The following is a 25774-nucleotide window of genomic DNA, read 5'->3' as shown; positions in this document are numbered from 1 at the left end:
GCCGCGATCGAGCCCCCATGGATGGGTTTACGGCGTGTCCCGGCCAGGGCGCTCTACTGCCGAAGCCGGGAAGCCTGCCGCGGCTTTTCGCGTCAGGCGTCTTTCGCCTCATGCGGCGCCGCCGCCGCTGCCGCATCGTGCCCCAGCTCATACTCCGCGTCGTAGTCCCACGGCCCGCCATCGGCCGCCGCCGGCCCGCACGAAATCGAAATCGCCCCTTGGTCCGCCGGACCCACCACGCGACGGTTGATCGCAAACAGATTGCGGCCCAGGTCATGCGCGGCCGGCGCGGTGTTCGGCGCCAGCGGACGTGCTGCCCATTCCGCCGCGTCCACCAGCACTTCCAGCGTGCCGGCCTCACCGTCGAGGCGGATCATGTCGCCCTCGCGGACCTTGGCCAGCGGGCCACCGCGCGCCGCTTCCGGCGTCACATGGATGGCCGCTGGGATCTTGCCCGACGCACCGGACAGGCGGCCGTCGGTGACCAGCGCCACGCGCCGGCCCTGGTTCTGCAGCAGGCCCAGCAGCGGTGCCAGCGAATGCAGTTCGGGCATGCCGTTGGCACGCGGACCCTGGTAACGCACCACCGCCACGAAGTCCTGCGGCAGCAGGCCACCGGCGTGCAGCTTGTTCAATACCTGCGGTGCATCGACCACCACCGCCGGTGCTTCGATCGTCCGGTACTGCGGTTTCACCGCCGACAGCTTGATCAGCGACTTGCCGAGGTTGCCGCGCAGCAGGCGCAGGCCACCCTGGTGCTCGAACGGATTGTCGACCCCACGCACCACTTCGTCATCGGCACTGTGTTCCAGGCCCGGCAGGTAGACCAGCCGGCCGTCACGCAGCTGCGGCTCGCGCGCATAGTCGGCCATGCCGCCACGCGCGACGCTGACCAGGTCGCCGTGCATCAGGCCCGCCTTGATCAGCTCGCCGAACACGAAGGCCGGGCCGCCAGCGGCCGCGAAACGGTTCACGTCGGCCTCGCCGTTCGGATAGACACGGGCCAGCAGCGGAATCAGCTGCGACAGTTCGTCGAAGTCGTCCCAGGTCAGCACGATGCCGGCCGCACGCGCCACCGCGATCCAGTGGATGGTGTGGTTGGTCGAACCACCAGTGGCCATCAGCGCGATGACCGCATTGATGATCGCGCGCTCGTCGATGATCCGGCCCAGCGGGCGGAAGTCGTCGCCCAGTGCGGTGATGTCCAGCGCGCGTTCGGTTGCCTCGCGGGTCAGGGCGTCGCGCAGCGGCGTGCCCGGATTGACAAACGAGGCGCCCGGCAACTGCACGCCCATGGCTTCCAGCAGCACCTGGTTGGAGTTGGCCGTGCCGTAGAAGGTGCAGGTGCCCGCACCGTGGTACGACGCGGACTCGGCTTCCAGCAGCTCTTCGCGGGTGGCCTCACCGGCGGCGTAGCGTTCGCGCACTTCGGCCTTCTGCTTGTTCGGGATGCCCGGGGTCATTGGGCCGGCCGGTACGAACACCGCCGGCAGATGGCCGAAGGCCAGCGCACCGATCAGCAGGCCCGGCACGATCTTGTCGCACACGCCGAGGTAGACGGTGGTATCGAACATGTCATGGCTGAGGCCGATGGCCGTGGCCTGGGCAATGACATCGCGCGAGAACAGTGACAGCTCCATGCCACCACGGCCCTGGGTGACACCGTCGCACATTGCAGGGACGCCGCCGGCGACCTGTGCGGTGGCGCCCAGCTCGCGGGCGATGTCGCGGATCTGTTCGGGATAGGTCTCGAACGGCTGGTGCGCCGACAGCATGTCGTTGTAGGCGGTGATGATGCCCAGGTTCGGCGTCACGCCGCCGCGCAGGCGGCTCTTGTCGGTGCCGCCGCAGGCGGCGAACCCGTGGGCGAGGTTGCCGCAACTCAGGCGGCTGCGGAACGGGCCCTCACGCAGGGAGGCATCGATCGCGGCCAGATAGGCGGCGCGCGAGGCGGCGCTGCGGCGGATGACGCGCTCAGTGATGGCTTGCAGTTGAGGATGGAGGCTCATTGGCTACCGGCGTTCGTGGTGGCGAGAGGCAAGCGGCGGCACGGCGCCGCCGCCGACATCAATCAGCCCAGTGGACGCGCAGGCGCGCGCCTTCCAGGTTGATCGCATTGAGGATCGGATACTGCTGGGCATCGTTGCTGTCCAGCGCCTGGCGCAGTACCTGCAGCTTCTGCTTGCCGCGCAGCAGCAACAGGCGCTGGCGGCACTGGCGCAGGCCGTGCGGGGTCAGCGTGATGCGCAGCGGCCACTGGTTCGCGCCTGGGCAGCCAGTGGCATCCAGCGCGGCGTAGGGCAGGGTGCTTTCCAGTACGCGTGCGAGGTCTTTCGAGCCCGGGAACAGCGAGGCGGTGTGCCCGTCGTTGCCCATGCCCAGCGCTACCAGGCTCGGCGGCTGGCTGTGCTGCGCCTGCAGGTTGGCGGTGTACACGCATTCGGGCAGTGGCTTGCCGATCCGTACCAGCGGATCGAAGTGGGCGCCCTCGGTACGCTTGAGCAGGTGCTCGCGCACCAGCCAGGCGTTGCTGTCGCGATCCTGCGGCGACAGCCAGCGCTCGTCGGCCAGGCTCACTTCAACCCGGTCCCAGTGCACGTCCAGCTCGGCCAGTGCCTGATAGACCGGGGCCGGCGTGGTGCCGCCGGACAACAGGATGCGGGCGCGGCCCACTTCATTGATGTCGTGGTTGAGGGTGCGTGCCATCTCAGCGGCCACCGCCTCGATCCAGCCGTCGGCGTCGCCGTGCTGGATGAACTCGATGCGATCGTCGTGGAAGCTGGGGTTCATGCGGCAACTCCTGGTGCGTCACGTTCGGCGTCGGTGGCATAGGCGGCGGCGCCCAGCAATCCGGCGTGGGGATGCATCACCGCCAATGAGGGCACGCGCGCCATGATGGAGGAGAAGCGGCCCTTGTGTTCGAAGCGCTGGCGGAAACCAGAGTGCTGCAGCGAATCGAGCATCTTCGGGGTCAGGCCGCCGGTCAGGAACACGCCATCCCAGGCGCCCTGGGTGAGCACCAGGTCACCGGCGATGGCGCCGAACACGGCACAGAACACGTCCACGGTGCGCATTGCCTGCGGATCACCGTGCAGGGCGCGGGCGGTCACGTCCACCGGCTGCAGCTGGCCCGGGTCGATACCGGCCATCTCGCACACGGCGCGGTGGATGTTGACCAGACCGGGGCCACAGATCAGGCGCTCGTTGGAGACGCGGCCGAACTGTTCGGACAGGATCTCGAGGATGCGGATCTCTTCCGGGGTTCCCGGCGGGAAGCTGACATGGCCGCCTTCGGTTTCCAGAGGGTAGCAGCGGCCGTGGCGCATGATCAGGCCGCCCACGCCGAGGCCGGTACCCGGCCCGATCACTGCGTAGTTGCGCGGCTGGCCCGGCTTGCCCGGTACCCAGGCGGCACCGCCGACCTGGACCACGTCCTCGGGCTGCAGCAGCGAGATCGCCATCGCCTGTGCGGCAAAGTCGTTGATCAGGTGCAGTTCGTCGAAACCGAGCATCGCTGCGGTGCGGCTGCGCGAGATCACCCACGGATGGTTGGTGATGCGTGCTTCATCACCATCAACGCGACCGGCCACTGCGAACACGCCGCGGCTTGCGGTGGCACCGATCTGTTCCAGATGGTGGCGCGCGGCATCACCCAGCGAAGGGAACTCCGTCACCGCGTACTCGCGGATGCTGTCCTTCTGCAGAGGTGCGTCCTGCGAGGTGTCAGCCAGGGCGAAGCGGGCATTGGTGCCACCGATGTCGGCCACCAGCACCGGCTGCGAACTGGCCCTCATGCCGACGCTCCACTGTCCGGTGCGTCCACGCCCTGCGGCAGGAACTCGCCGGCATTGCTCGGGCCCCATTGGCCGGCGGGGTAGGGTTCCAGCGGCAGCTTGGCGTCCTTCCAGGCGTCGGCCACGCTGTCGATCCAGGCCCACGCTGCACGCACTTCGTCGTCGCGCACGAACAGCGTGTGATTGCCATTGAAGGCGTCCAGGAACAGGCGCTCGTAAGCGATGCGGCGATGCAGGCCGGTTGGCACCGACAGTTCCAGTTCCAGCGGATGCAGTTCCAGCGCGCCCCATTCCGGGCCGGCCAGGCTGCTCATCAGGCCCAGTTCGATGTTTTCCTGCGGCTGCAGCTGGAACACCAGGCGGTTCGGTGCGGCCTGCGCGCGCTGCGGGCGCTCGAACAGCCAATGGGTGACCGGCTTCAGCGTGACCACCACGCGGGTGGTGCGCTCGGGCAGGCGCTTGCCGGTGACCAGATGGAACGGCACCCCGCTCCAGCGCCAGTTGTCGATATGCGCGGTGACACCGGCGAAGGTTTCCACGTCGCTGCCTTCCGGCGGCTGGTAAGCCTGCGCCGGCTGGCCGTTGATGGTGCCGGCGGTGTAGCGGCCGCGGATGCTGTCACGCGCGGCGTGCTTCGCGTCGAGCGGGCGAAGGGCGCGCAGCACCTTGACCTTCTCGTCGCGGATGCGGTCGGCCTCCAGCGACGCCGGCGGCTCCATCGCCACCATGCACAGCAGCTGCAGGATGTGGCTCTGCACCATGTCGCGCAGCGCGCCGGAGCGGGCATAGTAGGCGTCACGGCCATCCACGCCTTCGCTCTCGGCCACCAGGATGTGCACCGATTCGATGTAGTTGCGGTTCCACACCGCTTCCAGCAGCGTATTGCCGAAGCGCAGCGCGATCAGGTTCTGCACTGCCGCCTTGCCCAGGTAGTGGTCGAGGCGGAACACGCGGTCCTCGTCGATCCACTGGCCGATGGTGCTGATGATTTCCTCGGCGCTCTGGCTGTCGCTGCCGATCGGCTTCTCCAGCATCAGGCGTGCCGGGGCGGCGAGGGCGCCGCCCTTGGCCAGGCCTTCGCAGGTGGAAATGTACAGGCCCGGCGGAATGGCCAGGTAGCTGACGCACTTGCGGTGCACCAGGTCGGAGACCGCGGCGGCAACCGAGTCGACGTCGCGCAGGTCCACCGAACGGTAGTCGATGCGGCGCAGCAGGGCAGCAATGTCGTCCTGCGTGGCCATCGGCATGGCCTGCTGCAGGCGCGGCCGCAGGATGTCATGGAAGGCTTCGGTGTCATGCCCGGACAGGGCCAGTGCGCGGATGCGGAAGTCCTCCGGCAGCAGGCCGTCGCCAAGCAGGCGAAGCAGCGAAGGGAACAGGTAGCGCTGGGCCAGATCACCTGTGGCACCGAACAGGAAGAGGGTGTCGTGCATCGCTCGAGTTTCAGATCCGGGTGACATCGTTGTCAATCGCTTCATGGCTGGGTTCGGGGGACATCCGCGCAACTGCCTGTCCGAGGTTCGTCAGGGGCGATCTCCGGGGTTGCGGAAGACCGTTCCATTCGAAACCACTACCTCGGCGGAACCTTCGTTCAACCGCCGACGCAGATCGGTGCGCACCGATCATCGGATAGTGCCACGTGAAAACGTTTACATGGCAGAATGGGCAACTGTATTCGATTGCAGTGCTCGCCGTCATGCCGCAAGCGCGCAATCATCACTGCCATCGGGAGGGCCGAGGCAGTCCCAAAAGACAGCCCGGCTTCGGGCGGACCGGATAGGTGATATGGCAAAAGTGCAGTTGCAGGGTGTGCGCAAGGTCTATGACAACGGCCAGGTCGCGGTGAAGGACGCCAGCTTCGAGGTCGCCGATGGCGAGCTGATGGTGCTGGTCGGTCCGTCCGGCTGTGGCAAGTCGACCCTGTTGCGGATGGTGGCGGGCCTGGAAGAGATCAGCGGCGGCACGCTGACCATCGGTGATCGCATGGTCAACGACGTGGCGCCGAAGGATCGCGACATCGCCATGGTGTTCCAGAGCTACGCGTTGTACCCGCACATGACCGTGGCCGAGAACCTGGCCTTCGGCCTGAAGCTGCGCGGGCATGACAAGGCGACCATCGACAAGCGCATTGCCGAGGCGGCGCAGACGCTGGGCCTGACCGAGATGATGGACAAGCTGCCCAAGGCGATGTCCGGTGGCCAGCGCCAGCGCGTGGCACTGGGCCGGGCGCTGGTGCGCGAGCCGGCGGTATTCCTGCTCGACGAGCCGCTGTCCAACCTCGACGCCAAGCTGCGGCACAGCGTGCGTACCGAGATCGCGCAGCTGCACCGCAAGCTGGGCACCACCATGATCTACGTGACGCACGACCAGGTCGAAGCGATGACCCTGGGCCAGCGCATCGTGGTGCTGAAGGACGGCATCATCCAGCAGATCGATACGCCGATGGCGCTGTACGATCGCCCGGCCAACCTGTTCGTGGCCGGTTTCCTCGGCAGCCCGGCGATGAACGTGCTGCGTGGCACGTTGCAGGGCGATGCCGGCGGCGTGAGCGTGGTCGACGGCGAATGGCGTGCACCGCTGGGCCAGGCGATGATCGATCCGGCATGGCTGCAGAAGCCGATCGCGGTGGGCGTGCGCCCGGAGCACCTGCAGCCGGCGGCTGCCGATGATGCGCATGCATTCACCGCGCGCATCGAAGGCATCGAGCCGGTCGGCAACGAGATCTTCGTCAATCTGAGCAGTGGCCAGCATGCGCTGACCATGCGCGTGGCACCGCAGTCGCTGCCAGCAGTGGGCGAGCAGATCCGCGTGGCGATTCACCCGCAGGGGCTGCACTTCTTCAACCCGGAAACCGGCGAGCGCCTCTGACGCTGTAGAGCCGAGCCCACGCTCGGCTGCTTCGTTGCGGTGCGGACCAACGGTCCGCACCCACCATGGCGGCGGTAGCGCCGGGCCGTGCCCGGCGTGAACCTCAGCGCGCCAATCCATCCAGTAGCGGCACACGCTGCGCCACCGCACCACCCACCTGCAGCTCGGCGTCGCTGGCCTCCAGCGGCAGCACCGCCAGCGCCAGTTCACCGGCCACGCTGGCGACCGTGCCCAGCGTCGCGCCGTCCTGCAGCACGCCATCGCCGGCCTGCGCCGGTGCCGCGGTATGCAGCAGCTGCACCGCGCGCTTGGCCTTGCCGAGGAAGTGGGTGCGGGCGACGATTTCCTGGCCTGGGTAGCAGCCTTTCTTCACGCTGTAGCCATTCAGGCGGTCCAGGCCCAGCTGCTGCGGGGTCCACACTTCGCGCTGGCTTTCGTCCAAGCGCGGCAATCCGTAGCGCAGGTCGGCCTGGCGCCAGGCGAGGGCGAAGGCGGCTTCATCGATTTCGCTGCCGGATGCAACGGCATCCGTCGCCCCGATGCGCAGGGTCCGCGGCAAGGCGTCGCTGCCCAGGTCCAGCTCCCAACCGTCACCTGCGGTCTGCGCAATCGCGGCGCCACTGGCGGCCTCGGGTGCGGTGAACGCGCCGGCCACCGCCAGATCGCTGCGCACCTGCACCTTCACCTTGCGGCGGAACACGAAGCGCTGCAGTTGCGACGCAATCGCATCGGCATCGCCGTCGGCCAGCACCAGCATCACGTGATCGTCGGCCAGCCGGAGCAGCTGGAACACTGCCAGGGTGCGGCCCTTGGCACTCAGCCAGGCGCTCCACTGCCAGTGCAGCAGGGGCAGCGCGGTGACGTCGCTGCTGAACTGGGCGTGGGCGAAGGCGGCCGCATCCGGGCCCTGCAGGCTCAGCAGCTGGTGGCCGGGCAGGCGCGGATATCCGACGAAAGCAGGGGGCAGGTTGTCAGGCACGTGAACGAGGTCTAAAATTTGTGCGTTGCGAGACCGAACATGATAGGCCAAACAACCCCCACTCCCGACGACGAATCTGAAGCCCCGCTGGTCCCCGCGGCACCCGTGCCTGTGGAACAGGAAAAAGCAGAGGAATTCGGCGGCCGCGGCGGACTTGATCCGGTGCGGTATGGCGATTGGGAGAAAAACGGACGCTGCATCGATTTCTGATCAGCATTGAGCCAACGCGGCCGCGTGCCGCCCAGCCGAGACAACGAGCCCAGCGAATGGCGACCAGACAACGCCCACTTTCCCCGCACCTTCAGGTGTATCGCTGGCAGATTCAGATGGCCACCTCGATCCTGCATCGAGCCACCGGCATCTTTCTGTCTGTTGGTGCCCTCATCATCGCTGCCGGCCTGCTGGCCCTGATGATGGGGCCCGAGTCCTGGAACTGCTTCACCGGCCATGCCGGGGCCTGGTATGGCCGCGTGTTCCTGTTCGCGTGGACATGGTCGTTCGCCTATCACCTGTGCAATGGCATCCGCCATGTGGTGCAGGACTTCGCCATCGGCTTCAGCATCCCTGCCTTCATCCGCAGCAGCTGGCTGTCGGTCATCGGCAGCCTGGTGATCACCCTGCTGGTGTGGGCCTATGTGATGTTCGGAGGTGCCGCGTGAGCAAGTTCCGTACCCCGCTGAAGAACGTGCGCGGCCTGGGCTCGGCCAAGACCGGCACCGAGCACTTCGTGCACCAGCGCCTGACCGCTGCCGCGCTGGTGGTGCTGGGCATCTGGTTCCTGGTCTTCGTGCTGGGCCTGCTGGGCTCGGATTACGCGACCGCCGCCGCCGCCGTGGCCAAGCCGTGGAATGCAGTGCCGTTGATCGGCCTGCTGATCGCCATGTTCTGGCACGCGCAGCTCGGCATGCAGGTCGTGCTGGAAGACTACATCCACGAATCGCTGCTGGCCCTGGTGCTGCAGACCGCGGTGAAGTTCGTCGCCGTGCTCGGCATGATCGTCAGTGTGTTTGCGGTGGGCCGCATCGCCCTCGGCGTTGCCTGAGCCCAGGCACCTACACAGGAATCCAGATTAGATGTCCGCTTACAAGATCACCGAACACAAGTACGACATGGTCGTGGTCGGCGCCGGCGGTGCCGGCCTGCGCGCCACGTTCGGCCTGGCCGCCAAGGGCCTGCAGACCGTGTGCCTGACCAAGGTCTTCCCGACCCGTTCGCACACCGTTGCCGCCCAGGGCGGTATTTCGGCCGCACTCGGCAACATGGGCGAGGACGACTGGCGCTACCACTTCTTCGACACCATCAAGGGGTCGGACTGGCTGGGCGACCAGGACGCCATCGAGTACATGTGCCGTGAGGCCATCCCGGCCATCATCGAACTGGAACACTACGGCGTGCCGTTCTCGCGCACCGCCGAAGGCAAGATCTACCAGCGTCCGTTTGGTGGCATGACCACCAAGTACGGCGAAGGCCCGGCGGCGCAGCGTACCTGCGCGGCGGCCGACCGTACCGGCCACGCGATGCTGCACACCCTGTACCAGCAGTCGCTGAAGCACGATGCGCGCTTCATGATCGAGTACTTCGCGCTCGACCTGATCTTCGACGACGAAGGCGCCTGCCGCGGCGTGCTGGCCCTGGACATGTCCGATGGCACGCTGCACCTGTTCCGCGCCCAGGGCGTGGTGCTGGCCACCGGCGGCTACGGCCGTGCCTACTTCAGCGCCACCTCGGCGCACACCTGCACCGGCGACGGTGGCGGCCTGGCCATGCGTGCCGGCATCGCCATGCAGGACATGGAGTTCGTGCAGTTCCACCCGACCGGCATCTACGGCGCCGGCTGCCTGATCACCGAGGGTGTCCGCGGTGAAGGCGGCATCCTGCGCAACAGCAGCGGCGAGCGCTTCATGGAGCGCTATGCACCGCACTACAAGGATCTGGCCTCGCGCGACGTGGTCAGCCGTTCGATGACCATCGAGATCCGCGAAGGCCGCGGCGTCGGCGAGCACAAGGACCACATCCTGCTCGACCTGACCCACCTCGGCCCGGGTGTGATCGACGAGAAGCTGCCGGGCATCGCCGAGAGCGCCCGCATCTTCGCCGGCGTCGACGTGCACAAGCAGCCGATCCCGGTCATTCCGACCGTGCACTACAACATGGGCGGCATCCCGACCAACTACCACGGTGAAGTGGTGCAGAAGGTCGGCGACAACGACAACGCCGTGGTGCCGGGCCTGTACGCCATCGGCGAAGCGGCCTGCGTGTCCGTGCACGGCGCCAACCGCCTGGGCTCGAACTCGCTGCTCGACCTGGTGGTGTTCGGCCGTGCGGTGGCCAACCGCTGCGCCGAGACCATCAAGCCGGGTGCCGCGCACAAGCCGCTGCCGGCCGATGCCTGCGACAAGGCGCTGGGCCTGCTGGACAAGCTGCGCCACGCCAACGGCGATACCCCGACCTCGGTCATCCGCGATCGCATGCAGCGCACCATGCAGGCTGACGCGGCCGTCTTCCGCACCAGCCAGACGCTGAAGGAAGGCTGCGAGAAGATGGACAAGATCTTCGACTCGTTCCAGGACGTGAAGGTCTCCGACCGTTCGCTGGTCTGGAACTCGGACCTGATCGAGACCTACGAGCTGAACAACCTGCTGCTCAACGCGGTGGCGACGATCAACTCGGCCGAACAGCGCAAGGAAAGCCGTGGTGCGCATGCGCACGAGGACTATCCCGACCGCGACGACGTCAACTGGCAGAAGCACACCCTGGTCAGCGTCGACGAGAAGGGCAAGTGCAGCTTCGACTACCGTCCGGTGCACATGTACACGTTGACCGACGACGTGTCCGTGGTGCCGCCGAAGCCGCGCGTGTACTGATCCGACCCCGCCTACCATGCAATCCGCGCCCACGGGCGCGGGCCGCCTGAGCCAACGAGAGCAGCCATGGCCGAGTTTTCACTCCCCAAGAATTCCAAGATCACGAAGGGCAAGCACTTCCCCGTCAAGAACGGCGGCAAGAATGTGCGCACCTTCAAGATCTACCGCTGGAGTCCGGACGACGACAGCAACCCGCGCACCGATACCTATGAAGTCGATCTGGACGCCTGTGGCCCGATGGTCCTGGACGCCCTGATCAAGATCAAGAACGAGATCGACCCGACCCTGACCTTCCGCCGTTCCTGCCGCGAAGGTATCTGTGGTTCGTGCGCGATGAACATCGACGGCACCAACACCCTGGCCTGCACCCGAGCCATCTCGGACTGCGGCAAGAAGGAAGTGCCGATCTACCCGCTGCCGCACATGAACGTGGTCAAGGATCTGGTTCCGGACCTGACCCACTTCTACGCGCAGTACGCCTCGATCAAGCCGTGGATCCGCACCCAGACCCCGGCACCGCCGGACCGCGAGCGCCTGCAGTCGCCGGAAGACCGCAAGAAGCTCGACGGCCTGTACGAGTGCATCCTGTGCGCCTGCTGCTCGACCAGCTGCCCGAGCTACTGGTGGAACGGCGAGCGTTACCTGGGCCCGGCGATCCTGCTGCAGGCCTATCGCTGGATCATCGACTCGCGCGATGAGGACACCGGTGCGCGCCTGGACGATCTGGAAGATCCGTTCAAGCTGTACCGCTGCCATACCATCATGAACTGCGCCCGGACCTGCCCGAAGGGCCTGAACCCGGCGCTGGCGATCGCCGAGATCAAGAAGCTGATGATGGAGCGCCGCGCCTGATACAGGCCTGGCAGTACCCGGTGGAGCCACGTCACGCGAGGCTGCGCCACCCAGTAGAGCCACGCCATGCGTGGCTTTGCTGTATCTGGAGAAGCACGATGGAAGACGATGTCCTGCTGAAGAAGCTGCGCTGGCGCTGCCGCCGCGGCATGCGCGAACTGGACCAGCTGTTCGGCCGCTACCTGGACCGTGAGTGGAGCACTGCACCGACCGGAGAGCGCGAGGTTTTCCTGTTCCTGCTCGACTGCGAGGACGATAAGTTGTGGCGCTGGTTCATGGGCTATGAGGCCTGCCCGCATGCGCACGCGATCCCCCTCATGCAGAAGATCCTCGCCCTCAAGCCTTGAGTGGCGCCCCTCGCGGCTGCAGGCCGCCGCCCAGTTGGCGGTGCTGCTGGCCTCCCCCTGGTTGTTGCGCGCCTCGGATCTGCCTGCGCGGCTGCTGATGCCCGCGCTGCTGCTGGCCTGGGGCGTCGGCTTGGCCGAACTGGCCTGGCGCCAGCGCAGGCCGCGCGTGCAGGTGCTTCTGCCTCCGCTTCCCGAGGCATTGCAGGTGGCCGGACGGGACGTCGATACGCCACGGCTGGTGGTGCGTGGCCCATGGTTGTTGTTGCTGTGGCGTGAGGATCGGCGCCGCCGGCGCCTGCTGTTCTGGCCGGATGTGCTCGATTCAGGGCAGCGACGTGAACTGCGACTGGCCGTGGCCACACGCAGCGTTTCCCGTCGGCCCCGGTCAATGGCACCATAAGCTGAATTGACCGGCGTGCCTGCATGTTCAAACCCATTCCCGTGGCCATCGGCCTGCGCTACCTGCGCGCCAAGCGCCGCAACGGCTTCATTTCCTTCATCTCGATGGCATCGATCCTGGGCATCGCGCTCGGCGTTACGGTGCTGATCACCACCCTGGCGGTGATGAGCGGTTTCCAGAAGGAAATCCGCAGCCGCCTGCTGCAGATGACCGCCCATACCACCATCAGCCGCGACGGCGAGCCGATGCCGGACTGGATGCGGGTGGTTGATGTTGCCCGCAAGGATCCGCGCGTGGCGGGTGCCGCGCCGTACATCGAGATCCAGTCGATGATCAGCGGCCCGCGCGTGCAGGGCGCGATCATCCAGGGCATCGATCCGGCGCTGGAGCCGAACGTCTCGGTGATCGACAGGAAGGTCACCAAGGGCAGCTATGACAGCCTCAAGCCGGGCAGCTTCAACCTGCTGCTGGGCAAGGAGCTGGCGATCTGGCTGGGCGTGGACGTTGGCGACCAGGTGCTGGTGACCTTTGCCGAAGTGCAGGGCACGCCGGCCGGTGCGGTGCCACGGATGAAGCGCTTCACCGTCAGCGGCATCTTCGAGGCCGGGTACAACGAGGTCGATCGCGGCGTCGGCTTCGCCAACATGCAGGACCTCGAGCGTGTTCTGCGCAGTGACGGCGCCACCGGCGTGCGGCTGAAACTGCACGACATGGACCGTTCGCTGGAAGTGGGCGTGGACTTGGCGCAGAGCCTCGGCGGTGCCTACCGCGTGAGTGACTGGACGCAGCAGAACGCCAACCTCTACCACTCGCTGCGCATGGAGAAGGTGGTGATGGGCATCCTGCTGTCGCTGATCATCGCCATGGGGGCCTTCAACCTGGTGTCCTCGCAGGTGATGCTGGTGACCGACAAGCAGGCCGACATTGCCATCCTGCGCACCCTGGGCCTGACCCCGGGCGGGGTGATGCAGGTGTTCATGGTGCAGGGCTCGTTGATCGGCATCTTCGGCACGCTGGCCGGCCTGATCGGTGGCATCACCCTGACCCTCAACCTGGAGCGCATCCTCGGCGCCATCGAGAGCGTGTTCAACGTCAAGCTGCTGCCGGAGGATGTCTATTACATCACCGGCCTGCCGACCGACATGCAGACCGGCGACGTGGTGGCGATCACCGTGGTCGCGCTGCTGATGAGCTTCCTGGCCACCCTGTATCCCGCCTGGCGGGCAGCACGCACCCAGCCGGCGGAGGCCCTGCGTTATGAATAAGGTCGTCAACCGCGGCGATGAAGTGATCCGCGCCGAAGCGCTGGGCAAGACCTATGCCGAAGGACGCATGCAGACCCCGGTGTTCGATGGGCTGGACCTGACCGTGACTGCTGGCGAGACGGTGGCGATCATCGGTGCCTCCGGTGCCGGCAAGAGCACGCTGCTGCACCTGCTGGGCGGCCTGGACATTCCGACTGCCGGCGAAGTGTATGTGACCGGCCAGCGCATGTCGGCGCTGTCGGATACCGCGCGCGGCCTGCTGCGCAACCAGGCGCTGGGCTTCGTCTACCAGTTCCATCACCTGCTGCCGGAGTTCACCGCGCTGGAAAACGTGATGATGCCGGTGCTGCTGGCCGGCACCGCCGTGGCCGAGGCGAGCAGCCGGGCCACCACGCTGCTGGAAGCGGTCGGCCTCGGCCATCGCCTGGACCACAAGCCGGGCGAGCTGTCCGGCGGCGAACGCCAACGTGCCGCAGTGGCGCGCGCGCTGGTCAATCATCCGGCCTGCGTACTCGGCGACGAGCCGACCGGTAACCTGGATGACCGCACCGCCGGCACCGTGTTCGAGCTGATGCTGGAACTCAACCGCGCGCGTCATACCAGCCTGGTGCTGGTGACCCACGACCGCAGCTTGGCACGGCGCCTGGACCGGGTGCTGGAGCTACGCGAAGGGCGCCTGCACGCACTGGCCCACGCCGACGTCTGAGCGCTGGGACCGCTTTGGTAGAGGCCGGCCTTGGGTGGCTGCTCCTGCAGGGCAAGCGCCAACCAAGGTTGGCGTCTACCGTGGTCCGGCCAGTAGCCGCCGACCGGCGGCTGAATGGGGCGCGAGCCGTCGCGCCGGCGTTGCCAGCCCGGGCGCATGATGGCGACAGTTCCCCGAGGAGATCGCCATGAAGACCCCGATCCTGATGGCCGGACTCTGCCTGGCACTGGCCGCCTGTGCGACCACCGGCCGGCTCAGCAGTACCGAGAAACTGGATCTGTACCGTGCCCACGCCGGCGCGCCGCAGAATGACATGCAGTTCTTTGGCAGCCTCAATGGCTGGACCGAGCTGGGCGACAGTGCGCTGGCGGTGTGGACCCGTCCCAGCGAAGCCTATCTGCTGGAGTTGAATGGTCCCTGCCAGGACCTGCCATATGCGACCGCCATCGGCCTGACCAGCAGCATGGGCCGCGTGTCGTCGCGCTTCGACAAGGTGCTGGTGCGCGACCCCACCGGCGGCCCGCGCCTGCCGTGCTTCATCAACAGCATCCGCAAGCTGGACGTGAAGGCCCTGCGTGCGTCCGAGCAGGAGCTGCGACAGGCGCAGGTGCAGGAGCGCGAGGAATCCGGGAAATAAACGGGTAGCGCCGGGCCATGCCCGGCGGATGCCTGGACGCCGGGCATGGCCCGGCGCTACCGGCAGGTCAGGCTTCCGGAACGAAGCCAGCCGGCTTCTCTGCGTCCTTCTCGAACAGGAACTTGACCAGTTCGCCTTCAAGGAACGCACGATGTTCCGGCGTGCGCGGCGACAGCCGGTTCTCGTTGATCAGCATGGTCTGGTGGGCCAGCCACGCGGCCCAGGCCTGCTTGCCGATGTTGTTGAAGATGCGCTGGCCCAGCTCGCCGGGGTAGGGCACGAAGTCCAGGCCCTCGGCATCGCGTTGTTCGTACTGGCAGAAGACGGTTCGGGGCATGGCACTCACTCGTGGTTGCGGGGTTTGCTGGAATTTCGTTTCGGCGTCTTGATCGTGGCGCCGTCGAGCAGTTTGCGGATCGGTGCCGGCAGGCCCAATGCGGGTAGCTCGTCGTTGGCGACCCAGCGCAGCGTGGGTTCTTCCACGCGCAGGCCGCGCACCTTCCGTGACAATACCTGCAGGTGCAGCCTGTAGTGGCTGAAGGTGTGCTGCAGCACCGGCAGTTCCTCCGCATCTTCCAGCGAGCCGTCGACATGTGCGTCGAACCAGTCCTGCAGGTCGCTGCCGGCCTCGGCCTGCGGCAGCGTCCACAGCTGCGCCCAGATGCCGGTGTCCGGCCGCTTCTGCAGCAGCACGCGCTGCTGGGCGTCGCGCAGCAGCAGTGCAACTGCTTCGCGTTCGGGCAGGGTCTTGCTGGGCTTGGGCGTGGGCAGTTCAGCGGTGCGGCCTTCGCGCCGCGCCACGCATGCGTCCTGCAGCGGGCAGATCACGCAGGCCGGCTTGGCCCGGCTGCATACCGTCGCCCCCAGGTCCATCTGCGCCTGGGTGTAATCGGCCATGCGCCCGGCCGACACCTGCGCGACGTGCGCCTCGGCAATCGCCCACAGTTGTTTCTCGATGGCCGGCAGGCCGGGAAAGCCGTCGATGCCGTGGTAGCGGCTGAGCACGCGCTTGACGTTGCCGTCGAGAATCGCGAACCGCTCGTTCCAGGCCTGGCTGAGGATCGCACCGGCGGTGCTGCGGCCGATGCCGGGCAGGGCATGCAATGCATCGAAGTCGCGCGGCAGGTCGCCGTCGTGCAGTTCCACGCAGCGCTTTGCCGCGGCATGCAGATTGCGTGCACGGGCGTAGTAGCCGAGCCCGGCCCACTGCGCCATCACTGCGTCATTGCTGGCGGCAGCGAGGTCGGGCAGGGTCGGGAAGTGCTGCAGGAACCGCTGGAAGTACGGGATGACCGTAGCCACCTGGGTCTGCTGCAGCATGATTTCCGACAGCCAGACCCGATAGGGGCTGCGCGGGTGCTGCCAGGGCAGGTCATGGCGACCGTGGTCGTCGAACCAGTGCAGCAGGCGGGCGACGAAGTCGTCTTCCTGGGCAGTGTCGGCGCTTGCGTGCGGCTGGCGGGGCATGAGTGTTCCGGAAGGAGGCAGCCACCCATGGGGTGGCTCTGCTTCGCCCTGGTGGAGCCACCCATGGGTGGCTGCACCAGATTGCGGTGGCTGCGCGATCTATCAGGCGCCCAATGCTTCGGGCAGCAGGGCGTCGACGAAGGCTTCCGGATCGAACACACGCAGGTCTTCCGGACGCTCGCCGATACCGGCGAAGCGGATCGGAATACCGAACTCGCGGGCCAGCGCGAACACCACGCCGCCCTTGGCGGTGCCGTCCAGCTTGGTCACCACCAGGCCGGTCACGTTCACTGCGGCATTGAACTGGCGCAGCTGCGACAGCGCGTTCTGGCCGGTGGTGCCGTCGATCACCATCAGCACTTCGTGCGGGGCGGTGGGGTCGATCTTGCCGAGCACGCGGCGGATCTTGCCCAGCTCGTTCATCAGCCCGGACTGGGTGTGCAGGCGGCCGGCGGTATCGGCGATCAGCACCGAGGTACCGCGGGCCTTGCCGGCCTGCAGCGCGTCGAATGCCACCGAAGCGGCATCGGCGTTCTGCCCCTGCGCGACCACGGCCACGCCGTTGCGCTCGCCCCAGGCCTGCAGCTGGGCCACGGCGGCGGCGCGGAAGGTATCGCCGGCAGCCAGCATCAGGCTGTGGCCGTCATCCTTGAAGCGCTTGGCCAGCTTGCCGATGGTGGTGGTCTTGCCGACGCCGTTGACGCCGACGGTGAGCACCACGAAGGGCTTGGCGTTGCGGTCGATCACCAGCGGCTTGGCCACCGGCTGCAGGATCGCGATCAGCTCGGCGCGCAGCGCGGCCAGCAGCGCATTGGCGTCGGCGAACTCGCGCGACTTCATGCGCTTGCGCAGGCCCTCGACCAGATCGGTGGTGGCGCCCACGCCGACGTCGGCGGTGATCAGGGCGGTTTCCAGTTCGTCCAGCAGATCGTCGTCGAGCTTGGGGTTGCGCGAGAACAGGCCGCCGAAGCTGCGCGCGATGACGCTGTTGCGCAGGCGTTCGCGCCAGCCGGGCTTGCCGGCGGGCGCCGGCGGGGCATCCACCAGCGCCGGCAGGTCGGTGGCCGGGGCGGTTGGTTCCTCGACCGGAATGACCGGAGCCAGAGGAGCCAGCACAGCGGCCGCAGCGAGCGCTTCAGCCTGGACGTCCTCGGACGCGGTGGCCGGCTGCGCAGCTGGCACGGCAGGCACTTCGGCGACGGGGGCCTGTACGGCGACGGTGGCCGGTTCCGGTGCCTTGGCTTCGACCACCGCGGCGGTGGGTGCGTCTTCGGCCGGGGCGGCCGACGGGAACGCCGCCGCCAGCTCTTCAGCCGAGTAGTGCTGGGTCTTGGGCGCCTCCGTGGTGGGGGCATCCTGGGGCTTCTTGCGGCGGAAAAAACTGAGCATTGGCAAAAGGCGCTGAAATCAGAGGGATATGCTACCACTCGGGCCTGTCGGGCCGATGTGGACTCAAGGTCGCGGCCGGCCGGCCGCTAACCGGTCCGGAGGGTTGCGCGGAGCGGCCCGGAGACCGCCATGAACAACGTGATGGGAATCGCCCTAGGCGGCATGCGTGCGGCCCAGCAGGGCGTGCAGGTGGCAGCGCACAACGTGGCCAATCTGGCGACCCCCGATGCGCAGCGCCTGCAGTTGCAGCGCGGTGCCACTGGACAGGGCGGGGTGCAGGCCTCGGTGACTGCCGCCGGCGCCGATGTCGGTGCACCGCTGGGAGATCTGCTGGCGGCGAAAGCCGAGGTAGTGGCCTTCGCCGCCAATGCCTCGGTGATCCGCCGCCAGGACCAGATGCTGGGCTCGCTGCTGGATCGCGAAGCCTGAACCCCCTCCGCAGGCGCGAACCGCCGCCCCTGGTGGGTGCCAACCTTGGTTGGCACGCTTTTGGGGCGCCAACCAAGGTTGGCCTCTACCAAGGCACCGCCGGGCCATGCCCGGCGACCACCGCCTCGATCAGGCCGACAGCTCCAGCAGCAGTTTGTTCAGGCGCGCCACGTAGGCGCCCGGGTCCTTCAGGCTGTCACCGGCGGCCAGTGCGGCCTGGTCGAACAGCACCCGGCCGAGGTCGTCGAAGCGCGCGCCATCGGCTTCGGCGTCGAGCTTGGCGATCAGCGGATGGCCCGGGTTGATCTCCAGCACCGGCTTGCTGTCCGGCACCTTCTGCCCGCTGGCTTCCAGGATCTGGCGCATCTGCAGGCCCAGGTCCTGCTCGCCGATGGCCAGCACCGCCGGCGAATCGGTCAGGCGGTGCGACACGCGCACCTCGGCCACTTCGTCACCCAGGACCGTCTTGAGCCGCTCGACCAGGCCCTGCTTGTCCTTTGCTGCAGCTTCCTGTGCCTGCTTGTCCGCATCGGTTTCCAGTGCGCCCAGGTCGAGATCGCCACGGGCGATGTCGACGAAGCCCTTACCGTCGAAATCGGTCAGGTAGCCCATCAGCCACTCGTCGATGCGGTCGGTCAGCAGCAGCACTTCCACGCCCTTCTTGCGGAACACTTCCAGGTGCGGGCTGTTGCGTACCTGGCTGTAGCTCTCGCCGGTGAGGTAGTAGATCTTGTCCTGGCCTTCGGTCATGCGGCCGATGTAATCGGCCAGCGACACGCTCTGCGCATCGCCGTCGCCGCGGGTGGAGGCGAAGCGCAGCAGGCCGGCCACCTTCTCGCGGTTGTTGTAGTCCTCGGCCGGGCCTTCCTTCAGCACCTGGCCGAACTCCTTCCAGAACGTGGCGTACTGCTCGGGCTTGTCGGTGGCCAGCTTCTCCAGCATGTCCAGCGAACGCTTGGTCAGCGCCGATTTCATCGAATCGATGACCGGGCCGGACTGCAGGATCTCGCGCGAGACGTTCAGCGACAGGTCGTTGGAATCGACCACGCCCTTGATGAAGCGCAGGTACAGCGGCAGGAACTGCTCTGCCTGGTCCATCACGAACACGCGCTGCACGTACAGTTTCAGGCCCTTGGGCGCATCGCGGTGGTACAGGTCGAACGGCGCGCGGCCGGGCACGTACAGCAGCGAGGTGTACTCCAGCTTGCCCTCGACCTTGTTGTGGCTCCACGCCAGCGGGTCGCTATGGTCGTGCGCTACGTGCTTGTAGAACTCGGTGTACTCGGCGTCGCTGATCTCGGTGCGCGGGCGGGTCCACAGCGCGCTGGCGCGGTTGACGGTCTCCCACTCGACGGCGGCGCCTTCTTCACCTTCCTTCGGCATCTGGATCGGCAGGCCGATATGGTCCGAGTACTTCTTGAGGATGCTGCGCAGGCGCCAGCCATCGGCGAAGTCGTGCTCGCCTTCCTTCAGGTGCAGCACGATGCGGGTACCGCGCTCGGCCTTGTCGACGGTGGCCACTTCGAAATCGCCTTCGCCACGCGAGCTCCAGCGCACGCCTTCGGCTGCAGCCAGGCCGGCGCGGCGCGAGGTCACTTCCACTTCGTCGGCGACGATGAAGGCGCTGTAGAAGCCGACGCCGAACTGGCCGATCAGCTGCGAATCCTTCTTCTGGTCGCCGGACAGCTGCCGCAGGAAGTCGCCGGTGCCGGACTTGGCGATGGTGCCGAGGTGGGCGATGGCTTCGGCGCGGCTCATGCCAATGCCGTTGTCTTCGATGGTGATGGTGTGGGCGGCGGCGTCGAAGCTGACGCGCACGCACAGCTCGCTGTCGCCTTCCAGCAGCGCCGGCTGGGTCAGGGCCTCGAAGCGCAGCTTGTCGGCGGCGTCGGCAGCGTTGGAGACCAGCTCGCGCAGGAAGATTTCCTTGTTGGAGTACAGCGAGTGGATCATCAGCTGCAGCAGCTGCTTGACTTCGGTCTGGAAGCCAAGGGTTTCGGTCTGGGTGGTCTCGGTCATCGATAGGGCTCCATGTGCAATGCCGCGCCAGCGCGTGCGGCCTCGCCAAGGGGTAGGGATGATTGTCCCGAAATCAAGGGGTTGGTCGGCAGGGCTTGCAGCCCTGCACCTGCAGAGGCCGAAGCAACAGCAACAGCAATAGCAACAGCGGGCTATCCTTGGGATGGCGGGGTGGTGTGGGTTGGCAGGACACGCCGTAAACCCGTCCATGGGGGCTCGATGGCGCCATCCATGGCGCCAACGGTCCTGCCAACCCACACCGCCCCGCCTCTGACAGGTTCACTCGGCTGTTGGTAGGTGCCGACCGTTGGTCGGCACATCTGTCAGATATCGATACATCCAATGGGGTCAGATCCGTTTTCCGCAGGAAAACGGATCTGACCCCGCCTGCATGTCGAGCATCGGATCGCGTCTGGGGTGGAGCCCCCCTGAGTCAGGGGGCGGCCGCGAAGCGGCGGGGGTGTGGAAGCTGGTAACTGGGGCCCGCGTTTCGCGCAGCGAAGCGTGGGAGCGACAGCGCGCATGCGTTGGCGCGTCCCCGGGCGCCGCCCGGCCGAACTACAATCCCGCTCATGCTGAATTTCTCGAATGAACCCCGCCGGGGGCGCCGGTGAGCGGCCGCGGGGGCAATGACGGCCAGGTCCGCATCATCGGCGGTCGCTGGCGCAATACCCGCCTGCCGGTGCCGACCCTGCCGGGACTGCGGCCCAGCAGCGATCGCGTGCGCGAGACCCTTTTCAACTGGTTGATGCCCAGGCTGGGCGGCGCGCGGGTGCTGGACCTGTTCGCCGGCAGCGGCGCGCTGGGCCTGGAAGCCGTCTCGCGCGGTGCCGCCCACGCCACCCTGGTCGAGCGCGATGCCCAGCTGGGGCGTAATTTGACCGCCGCGGTGACCAAGCTGCAGGCCACCAACCAGATCAGCGTCGTGCAGGCCGATGCCCTGCGCTGGCTGCAGGGTGCGCCCGCGCAGCAGGCCGATCTGGTGTTCATCGACCCGCCATTCGCCGATGGCCTGTGGCAGGACGTGCTGGCCCAGCTGCCGCGGCACCTGACCGCCGACGCCTGGCTGTACCTGGAGTCGCCGGCCGGCCACGTGCCGGTGCTGCCGCAGGGCTGGCTGCTGCACCGTGAGGGCGGCACCCGTGAGGTGCGCTTTGCCCTGTACCGCCGTGCCACTGCTACACTTTGACCTCATCTGAACATCTGCTACCGCCCATGACCGTGGCCAACCGCCGCATCGCCGTCTATCCCGGCACGTTCGACCCGATCACCAACGGTCACATCGACCTGGTGAGCCGGGCCGCGCCGCTGTTCGAAAAGGTCGTGGTCGGCGTGGCGCAGAGCCCGTCGAAGGGCCCGGCGCTGCCGCTGGAACAGCGCGTGCAGCTGGCGCGTGGCGCCCTGGCCCACCATGGCAATGTCGAAGTCATCGGCTTCGATACCCTGCTGGCCCATTTCGTACGTTCGGTCCAGGGCGGGGTGCTGCTGCGCGGCCTGCGCGCGGTGTCCGACTTCGAGTACGAGTTCCAGATGGCCAGCATGAACCGCCACCTGATTCCCGAGGTCGAGACCCTGTTCCTGACCCCGGCCGAGCAGCACAGCTTCATTTCGTCCTCGCTGGTCCGCGAGATCGCGCGCCTGGGCGGCGACGTGTCCGGTTTCGTGCCGGCCGCGGTGCTCGAAGCCCTGCGCAAGGTCCGCGAAGCGAAGGCGGCACAGTCGTAAGCCCGCCGTACCTGCACCCCATCACGTACAACACCACGCACCATTCCGGGAGGAAATCCATGAACACCACCATGCGCGCGATGCTGATCGCTTCATTGGCCCTGGCCTTCACCGCCTGCAAGAAGGAAGAGGCCGCTCCGGTCGACGAGGCCAAGCAGGCCCTGGTCGCTCCGTCCAAGGACGACGATGCCGGCTGGAAGAAGTACCTGCAGGAAGTGGCGATCCAGAACATGGGCAACATCACCAACAGCCCGTTCCTGTACTACCTCTCCCCGGAATCGGACCCGGACTTCCAGGCCAAGTACGAGCGCCAGACCGAGAGCGCGACCCAGGCCGTGGCCCGTGGCGTGCAGCCGGGCAACATGCTGGCCTTCGGTTCGTCGGCCTCGGGCAAGATGGCTGACATGATCCAGGCCGTGTTCAAGGACGTGTCGCCGGATTCGATGAAGGGCGTGCGCGTCGTCTTCATCGGCCAGTCGGCCGACAACGCCCGCGTGCAGGCTGCGATCCAGCCGACCGGTGCCGAGTACATTTTCGTCGAAGCCAAGTAATACCGAGCCATGGCGGCCATGCTCCGGCATGGCCCGGGCGGCGTCCTGCCAGGGCGCCGCTGATGACCTGACCGGCCCGCGCGCCCGCGCTGGCCGGTCCTTTGTCCCAAGGCGCGGGCGAGGAGTATCGCCATGTCGCTGAAAATCAACGAGCTCTGCGTCAACTGCGACGTCTGCGAGCCGGCCTGCCCGAACCAGGCCATTGCGATGGGTGAAACCATCTACGTGATCGACCCTGCGCGCTGCACCGAATGCGTGGGTCATTTCGACGAGCCACAGTGCGTGGTCGTCTGCCCGGTCGAGTGCATCGACCCGGATCCGGAGATCGTGGAAACGGAAGACCAGCTGCTGGCCAAGCTGCGCCAACTGCAGCACGATCACCCCGAACTCTATGCGGAGCCCCCATCCGAATGAAGACGCTGATCGTCCGCCCCCTGTTGCTGCTCGGCCTGCTGCTGAGCCCGATGGCCTGGGCCGACAGCCCGGCCCGTGCCGAGCGCCCCGACGGCGCAGCCATTGCCAGCGGCCATGCGCTGGCCACCCAGGCCGGCATCGACATCCTGGCGCAGGGCGGCAACGCCTTCGACGCTGCGGTGGCGGTGTCGTCCACGCTGGCGGTGGTCGAGCCGATCAGTTCCGGACTCGGCGGCGGCGGCTTCTTCCTGCTGCACGACGCGGCCACCGGCAAGGACGTGATGCTGGATGCACGCGAGACCGCACCGGCGGCGGCCACGCCGCAGGCCTTCCTCGACAAGCAGGGCAACCTGGACCGCGACCGCTCGGTCAACGGTGCCTGGTCGGCGGGTATTCCCGGCCTGCCTGCGGCGCTGGTCGAACTGTCGGCCCGGCACGGCAAGCTGCCGTTGTCGGCCTCGCTGCAGCCGGCGATCCGCATCGCACGCGAAGGCTTCCCGGTGTACGACCGCATGGCCAAGGGCTACGCGTCGCGCCGTGAAGTGATGGAGCGCTATCCCGGCACGCGTGAAGTCTATCTGCGCAACGGCAAGCCGATCGCCAGCGGTGACCTGTTCAAGCAGCCGGAGCTGGCGCAGACGCTGGAGCGCCTGGCCGCTGGAGGTTTCGACGGCTTCTACAAGGGCCAGACCGGAAAGCTGTTGCTGGCGGGCGTCAAGCAGGCCGGTGGCAAGTGGACCGCCGAAGAGCTGGCCGGCTATCGCGTGAAGCAGCGCGAGCCGATCGTGTTCAACTACAACGGCTGGAAGATCACCACCGCGCCGCCGCCGTCGTCCGGTGGCATCGCGCTGGCCAGCATGCTGCAGATCCTGGAAGGCTGGGACATCAGGAAGATGGATCCGGCGCACCGTACCCATCTGGTGGTGGAGTCGATGCGCCGTGCCTACCGCGACCGTACGTTCTTCCTCGGCGATCCGGACTTCGTGCAGATCCCGCAGAAGGTGCTGACCAGCAAGGACTACGCACAGGGCCTGCGCGCGACCATCCATCCGGAAAAGGCCACGCCCAGCGACCTGCTGTCGGGCAACCCGACGCCGCTGGAAGACGACGAGACCACGCACTTCTCGATCATCGACCGCGACGGCAACCGCGTCGGCGCCACCCAGACCGTCAACCTGCTGTACGGCTCGGGGCTCATTCCCAAGGGCACCGGCGTGCTGCTGAACAACGAGATGGACGATTTCGCGCTGAAGCCGGGTACGCCCAATGCCTTCGGCGTGATGGGCTACGAGGCCAATGCGCCGAAGCCGGGCAAGCGCATGCTCAGCTCGATGACGCCGACCTTCATGGAAAACAGCGACAAGGTGATCGTGCTGGGCACCCCGGGTGGCAGCCGCATCATCACCATGGTGCTGCTGGGCATCCTCGGCTACGACGCCGGCCTGGACGCGCAGCAGGTTGCCGCGCTGCCGCGCTACCACCACCAGTGGCTGCCGGACCTGATCGAAGCCGAGGACGATGCGTTCGACGCGGCGACGGTGAAGCAGCTGCAGGCAATGGGCCACAGGATCGACCTGCCGGGCAATGTCGCCGCCGGCGGTCGCGGTTCCAGCCACGTGTGGGGCAACCTGCAGACCGTGGAATGGGACCGCAAGGCGAACAAGCTGTTCGGTGGCAGCGACCCGCGCAATCCGGTGGGCAGTGCCCAGGTCGTGCCGGCCCACTGATGTGGTGGTGCCGGCCACTGGCCGGCAATCCGCAGATCACCAGGACCCCGCCAACCGGCGGGGTTTCCTGTTTCCTTTCTAGCGATTATTTAACGGTCCGGCGCCGATAATCGACGCATGAAACTCTGGTCTATTCGTGGAAACTCGCAGCGCCTGGACGGCGGCGCGATGTTCGGCAACGCGCCGCGTGCGTTGTGGGAAAAATGGGCGGCTCCGGACGAGCTCAATCGCATCGAGCTGGCCTGCCGTGCGCTGCTTGCCAGTCCGCTGGAAGGCAAGACGGTACTGTTTGAAACCGGTATCGGTGCGTTCTTCGACCCGCGCATGCGCGAGCGCTACGGCGTGCAGGAAAGCCAGCACGTGCTGATCGATTCACTGCGCGAAGCGGGTTTCGAGCACGAGGACATCGACGTGGTGGTGCTCAGCCACCTGCACTTCGATCATGCCGGTGGCCTGCTTGCCGCATGGAGCGAAGGGCGTGAGCCCGAGCTGCTGTTCCCCAACGCAACCTATGTGGTTGGTGCGCAGCATTGGCAGCGCGCCGTGCAGCCACACCCGCGCGATCGGGCCAGTTTCATTCCTGAGCTGCCCGGCCTGCTGCAGGCCAGTGGCCGCCTGGAAGTGGTGGATGGCGAGTACTCGAAGGCGCTCGGCCGCAGCGTGCGCTTCAGCTACAGCGATGGGCATACGCCGGGGCTGATGCTGGCCGAGATCGTTGGCCACGCGCACGCCGGGGAAGATCCGCACGGTGGCGTGGTGTTCTGTGCCGACCTCATCCCAGGTCGTTCATGGGTGCACGTGCCGATCACCATGGGCTATGACCGCAATGCCGAATTGCTGATCGACGAGAAACGGCAGTTCCTTGAAGACAAGCTGGCGCGCAACGTGCGGCTGTTCTTCACCCACGACCCGCAGGTGGCGCTGGCGCAGCTGGGCCGTGATGACAAGGGACGTTTCGTGACCCTGCACGAACAGGGCGAGCTGAAGGCGCGCGCCCTGGGGTAATGGCAGAGCCGAGCGTGGGCTCGGCTCTGCATCACTCGTCGTTACGACGCCTTCAGGCAGCTGCTCATGAAGGTCTTGCGCGCATCGCCTGCCAGTTTCTTCGCGCCCGCTTCAGCGTTGCACTTGCGCATGCGTTCCTGCTGCGTATTGACCGGCTTGGTTTCGGCGGCCTGGCCACTGAGGCAGGAGCTCTGCGCGGTCTTGTAGGCATCCCCCTTCAAGCCCTTGTTCTTGGCCGAGCATTCGGCCATGCGTTGCTGCTGAGGGGTGGTGGCGTTGGCAGCCAGGGGCAGGCCGGCCAGCAGGACGGCGGCCAGCAGGAATGAGGCCTTCATC

General features: G+C 67.0%; 28 protein-coding genes. 18 read left to right on the top strand and 10 right to left on the bottom strand.

Going from position 1 to position 25774, the window contains the following annotated elements:
* Positions 1 to 92: 92 nt before the first annotated feature.
* From edd to zwf, 4 genes are read right to left on the bottom strand one after another with little or no spacing between them, the layout of a single operon-like run.
* Positions 93 to 2009, bottom strand: a complete 1917-nt coding sequence (edd, locus tag AC5P5V_RS00300; protein ID WP_061480284.1) for a phosphogluconate dehydratase — start codon at positions 2007 to 2009, stop codon at positions 93 to 95.
* Between the two features lie 58 nt (positions 2010 to 2067).
* Entirely contained in the window at positions 2068 to 2790 is a 723-nt protein-coding gene (gene pgl, locus AC5P5V_RS00295) for a 6-phosphogluconolactonase (protein WP_495215791.1), read from the bottom strand.
* Positions 2787 to 3794 (bottom strand): glucokinase, encoded by a 1008-nt coding sequence (gene glk / locus AC5P5V_RS00290; RefSeq protein ID WP_061480283.1) that lies wholly within the window; start codon positions 3792 to 3794, stop codon positions 2787 to 2789. Before glk ends, pgl begins: the two co-directional genes overlap by 4 nt.
* Positions 3791 to 5227 (bottom strand): glucose-6-phosphate dehydrogenase, encoded by a 1437-nt coding sequence (gene zwf / locus AC5P5V_RS00285; protein ID WP_061480282.1) that lies wholly within the window; start codon positions 5225 to 5227, stop codon positions 3791 to 3793. Before zwf ends, glk begins: the two co-directional genes overlap by 4 nt.
* A gap of 352 nt (positions 5228 to 5579) precedes the next feature.
* Between zwf and AC5P5V_RS00280 the strand changes: the two genes are divergently transcribed.
* Entirely contained in the window at positions 5580 to 6662 is a 1083-nt protein-coding gene (locus tag AC5P5V_RS00280; RefSeq protein WP_134967727.1) for an ABC transporter ATP-binding protein, read from the top strand.
* A gap of 103 nt (positions 6663 to 6765) precedes the next feature.
* Here the strand turns inward: AC5P5V_RS00280 and ygfZ are convergent, their stop codons facing one another.
* Positions 6766 to 7641 carry a CAF17-like 4Fe-4S cluster assembly/insertion protein YgfZ gene (gene ygfZ, locus AC5P5V_RS00275; RefSeq protein ID WP_231352664.1) on the bottom strand — a complete coding sequence of 292 codons (876 nt, stop codon included), beginning with the start codon at positions 7639 to 7641 and terminating at the stop codon, positions 6766 to 6768.
* 39 nt (positions 7642 to 7680) lie between these two features.
* On the opposite strand from ygfZ, the gene AC5P5V_RS00270 reads away from it, so the two are divergent.
* The 10 genes from AC5P5V_RS00270 to AC5P5V_RS00225 all read left to right on the top strand — a co-directional run bounded on the left by AC5P5V_RS00270 (position 7681) and on the right by AC5P5V_RS00225 (position 14712).
* The gene (locus AC5P5V_RS00270) at positions 7681 to 7851 is read left to right on the top strand and encodes a DUF1674 domain-containing protein (protein ID WP_005409075.1); all 171 of its coding nucleotides are present in this window, start codon (positions 7681 to 7683) and stop codon (positions 7849 to 7851) included.
* Positions 7852 to 7907: 56 nt separating this feature from the next.
* Complete coding sequence (gene sdhC / locus AC5P5V_RS00265; RefSeq protein WP_005416132.1) at positions 7908 to 8300, top strand: succinate dehydrogenase, cytochrome b556 subunit; 393 nt, start codon at positions 7908 to 7910, stop codon at positions 8298 to 8300.
* A complete protein-coding gene (gene sdhD, locus AC5P5V_RS00260; RefSeq protein ID WP_005409077.1) occupies positions 8297 to 8683 on the top strand; it encodes a succinate dehydrogenase, hydrophobic membrane anchor protein in 387 nt (128 codons plus the stop codon). Before sdhC ends, sdhD begins: the two co-directional genes overlap by 4 nt.
* 31 nt (positions 8684 to 8714) lie before the next feature.
* Positions 8715 to 10505 carry a succinate dehydrogenase flavoprotein subunit gene (gene sdhA, locus AC5P5V_RS00255; RefSeq protein ID WP_014036803.1) on the top strand — a complete coding sequence of 597 codons (1791 nt, stop codon included), beginning with the start codon at positions 8715 to 8717 and terminating at the stop codon, positions 10503 to 10505.
* Between the two features lie 66 nt (positions 10506 to 10571).
* The gene (locus tag AC5P5V_RS00250) at positions 10572 to 11357 is read left to right on the top strand and encodes a succinate dehydrogenase iron-sulfur subunit (RefSeq protein ID WP_005409079.1); all 786 of its coding nucleotides are present in this window, start codon (positions 10572 to 10574) and stop codon (positions 11355 to 11357) included.
* Between the two features lie 98 nt (positions 11358 to 11455).
* The gene (locus tag AC5P5V_RS00245; RefSeq protein ID WP_049413478.1) at positions 11456 to 11704 is read left to right on the top strand and encodes an FAD assembly factor SdhE; all 249 of its coding nucleotides are present in this window, start codon (positions 11456 to 11458) and stop codon (positions 11702 to 11704) included.
* The gene (locus AC5P5V_RS00240; protein WP_061480279.1) at positions 11655 to 12104 is read left to right on the top strand and encodes a hypothetical protein; all 450 of its coding nucleotides are present in this window, start codon (positions 11655 to 11657) and stop codon (positions 12102 to 12104) included. The genes AC5P5V_RS00245 and AC5P5V_RS00240 overlap by 50 nt, the downstream gene beginning before the upstream one ends.
* 23 nt (positions 12105 to 12127) lie before the next feature.
* A complete protein-coding gene (locus tag AC5P5V_RS00235) occupies positions 12128 to 13369 on the top strand; it encodes a lipoprotein-releasing ABC transporter permease subunit (protein ID WP_005416136.1) in 1242 nt (413 codons plus the stop codon).
* Positions 13362 to 14075, top strand: coding sequence for a lipoprotein-releasing ABC transporter ATP-binding protein LolD (gene lolD, locus AC5P5V_RS00230; protein ID WP_032954095.1), 714 nt, complete (start codon positions 13362 to 13364; stop codon positions 14073 to 14075). Before AC5P5V_RS00235 ends, lolD begins: the two co-directional genes overlap by 8 nt.
* Positions 14076 to 14262: 187 nt before the next feature.
* Complete coding sequence (locus AC5P5V_RS00225) at positions 14263 to 14712, top strand: DUF6491 family protein (RefSeq protein ID WP_053500546.1); 450 nt, start codon at positions 14263 to 14265, stop codon at positions 14710 to 14712.
* Positions 14713 to 14779: 67 nt separating this feature from the next.
* On the opposite strand, the gene AC5P5V_RS00220 is transcribed toward AC5P5V_RS00225, so the two are convergent.
* From AC5P5V_RS00220 to ftsY, 3 genes are all read right to left on the bottom strand, one after another.
* Positions 14780 to 15049: an oxidative damage protection protein gene (locus AC5P5V_RS00220; RefSeq protein WP_019661206.1), complete on the bottom strand. Its 270-nt coding sequence runs from the start codon at positions 15047 to 15049 to the stop codon at positions 14780 to 14782.
* A gap of 5 nt (positions 15050 to 15054) precedes the next feature.
* Positions 15055 to 16179, bottom strand: coding sequence for an A/G-specific adenine glycosylase (gene mutY / locus AC5P5V_RS00215; protein WP_134967726.1), 1125 nt, complete (start codon positions 16177 to 16179; stop codon positions 15055 to 15057).
* Positions 16180 to 16281: 102 nt separating this feature from the next.
* Positions 16282 to 17568: a signal recognition particle-docking protein FtsY gene (gene ftsY / locus AC5P5V_RS00210; protein WP_061477966.1), complete on the bottom strand. Its 1287-nt coding sequence runs from the start codon at positions 17566 to 17568 to the stop codon at positions 16282 to 16284.
* Between the two features lie 129 nt (positions 17569 to 17697).
* Here ftsY and AC5P5V_RS00205 point away from each other — a divergent pair, with 129 nt between their 5' ends.
* A complete protein-coding gene (locus AC5P5V_RS00205) occupies positions 17698 to 17997 on the top strand; it encodes a hypothetical protein (RefSeq protein WP_061477965.1) in 300 nt (99 codons plus the stop codon).
* Positions 17998 to 18126: 129 nt separating this feature from the next.
* On the opposite strand, the gene htpG is transcribed toward AC5P5V_RS00205, so the two are convergent.
* A complete protein-coding gene (gene htpG / locus AC5P5V_RS00200) occupies positions 18127 to 20016 on the bottom strand; it encodes a molecular chaperone HtpG (protein ID WP_495215790.1) in 1890 nt (629 codons plus the stop codon).
* 610 nt (positions 20017 to 20626) lie between these two features.
* Here htpG and rsmD point away from each other — a divergent pair.
* From rsmD to AC5P5V_RS00170, 6 genes are all read left to right on the top strand, one after another.
* A complete protein-coding gene (gene rsmD / locus AC5P5V_RS00195; RefSeq protein WP_231352665.1) occupies positions 20627 to 21205 on the top strand; it encodes a 16S rRNA (guanine(966)-N(2))-methyltransferase RsmD in 579 nt (192 codons plus the stop codon).
* A gap of 26 nt (positions 21206 to 21231) precedes the next feature.
* Positions 21232 to 21741 carry a pantetheine-phosphate adenylyltransferase gene (gene coaD, locus AC5P5V_RS00190; RefSeq protein ID WP_005416145.1) on the top strand — a complete coding sequence of 170 codons (510 nt, stop codon included), beginning with the start codon at positions 21232 to 21234 and terminating at the stop codon, positions 21739 to 21741.
* 59 nt (positions 21742 to 21800) lie between these two features.
* Positions 21801 to 22292 (top strand): hypothetical protein, encoded by a 492-nt coding sequence (locus tag AC5P5V_RS00185; RefSeq protein ID WP_004153167.1) that lies wholly within the window; start codon positions 21801 to 21803, stop codon positions 22290 to 22292.
* A 132-nt stretch (positions 22293 to 22424) separates the two neighbouring features.
* Complete coding sequence (locus AC5P5V_RS00180) at positions 22425 to 22706, top strand: YfhL family 4Fe-4S dicluster ferredoxin (protein WP_004153175.1); 282 nt, start codon at positions 22425 to 22427, stop codon at positions 22704 to 22706.
* Complete coding sequence (gene ggt, locus AC5P5V_RS00175) at positions 22703 to 24433, top strand: gamma-glutamyltransferase (RefSeq protein ID WP_134969010.1); 1731 nt, start codon at positions 22703 to 22705, stop codon at positions 24431 to 24433. The genes AC5P5V_RS00180 and ggt overlap by 4 nt, the downstream gene beginning before the upstream one ends.
* 117 nt (positions 24434 to 24550) lie before the next feature.
* Positions 24551 to 25438 carry an MBL fold metallo-hydrolase gene (locus tag AC5P5V_RS00170; protein ID WP_134969009.1) on the top strand — a complete coding sequence of 296 codons (888 nt, stop codon included), beginning with the start codon at positions 24551 to 24553 and terminating at the stop codon, positions 25436 to 25438.
* A 41-nt stretch (positions 25439 to 25479) separates the two neighbouring features.
* On the opposite strand, the gene AC5P5V_RS00165 is transcribed toward AC5P5V_RS00170, so the two are convergent.
* Positions 25480 to 25773: a PsiF family protein gene (locus AC5P5V_RS00165; protein ID WP_061477959.1), complete on the bottom strand. Its 294-nt coding sequence runs from the start codon at positions 25771 to 25773 to the stop codon at positions 25480 to 25482.
* Position 25774: the final 1 nt, after the last annotated feature.

The organism is Stenotrophomonas sp. YJH_SMC_130 (assembly GCF_059369035.1).
Note: the sequence above shows the minus strand (reverse complement) of the source record. Positions and strands in the feature narration are given on the sequence as shown.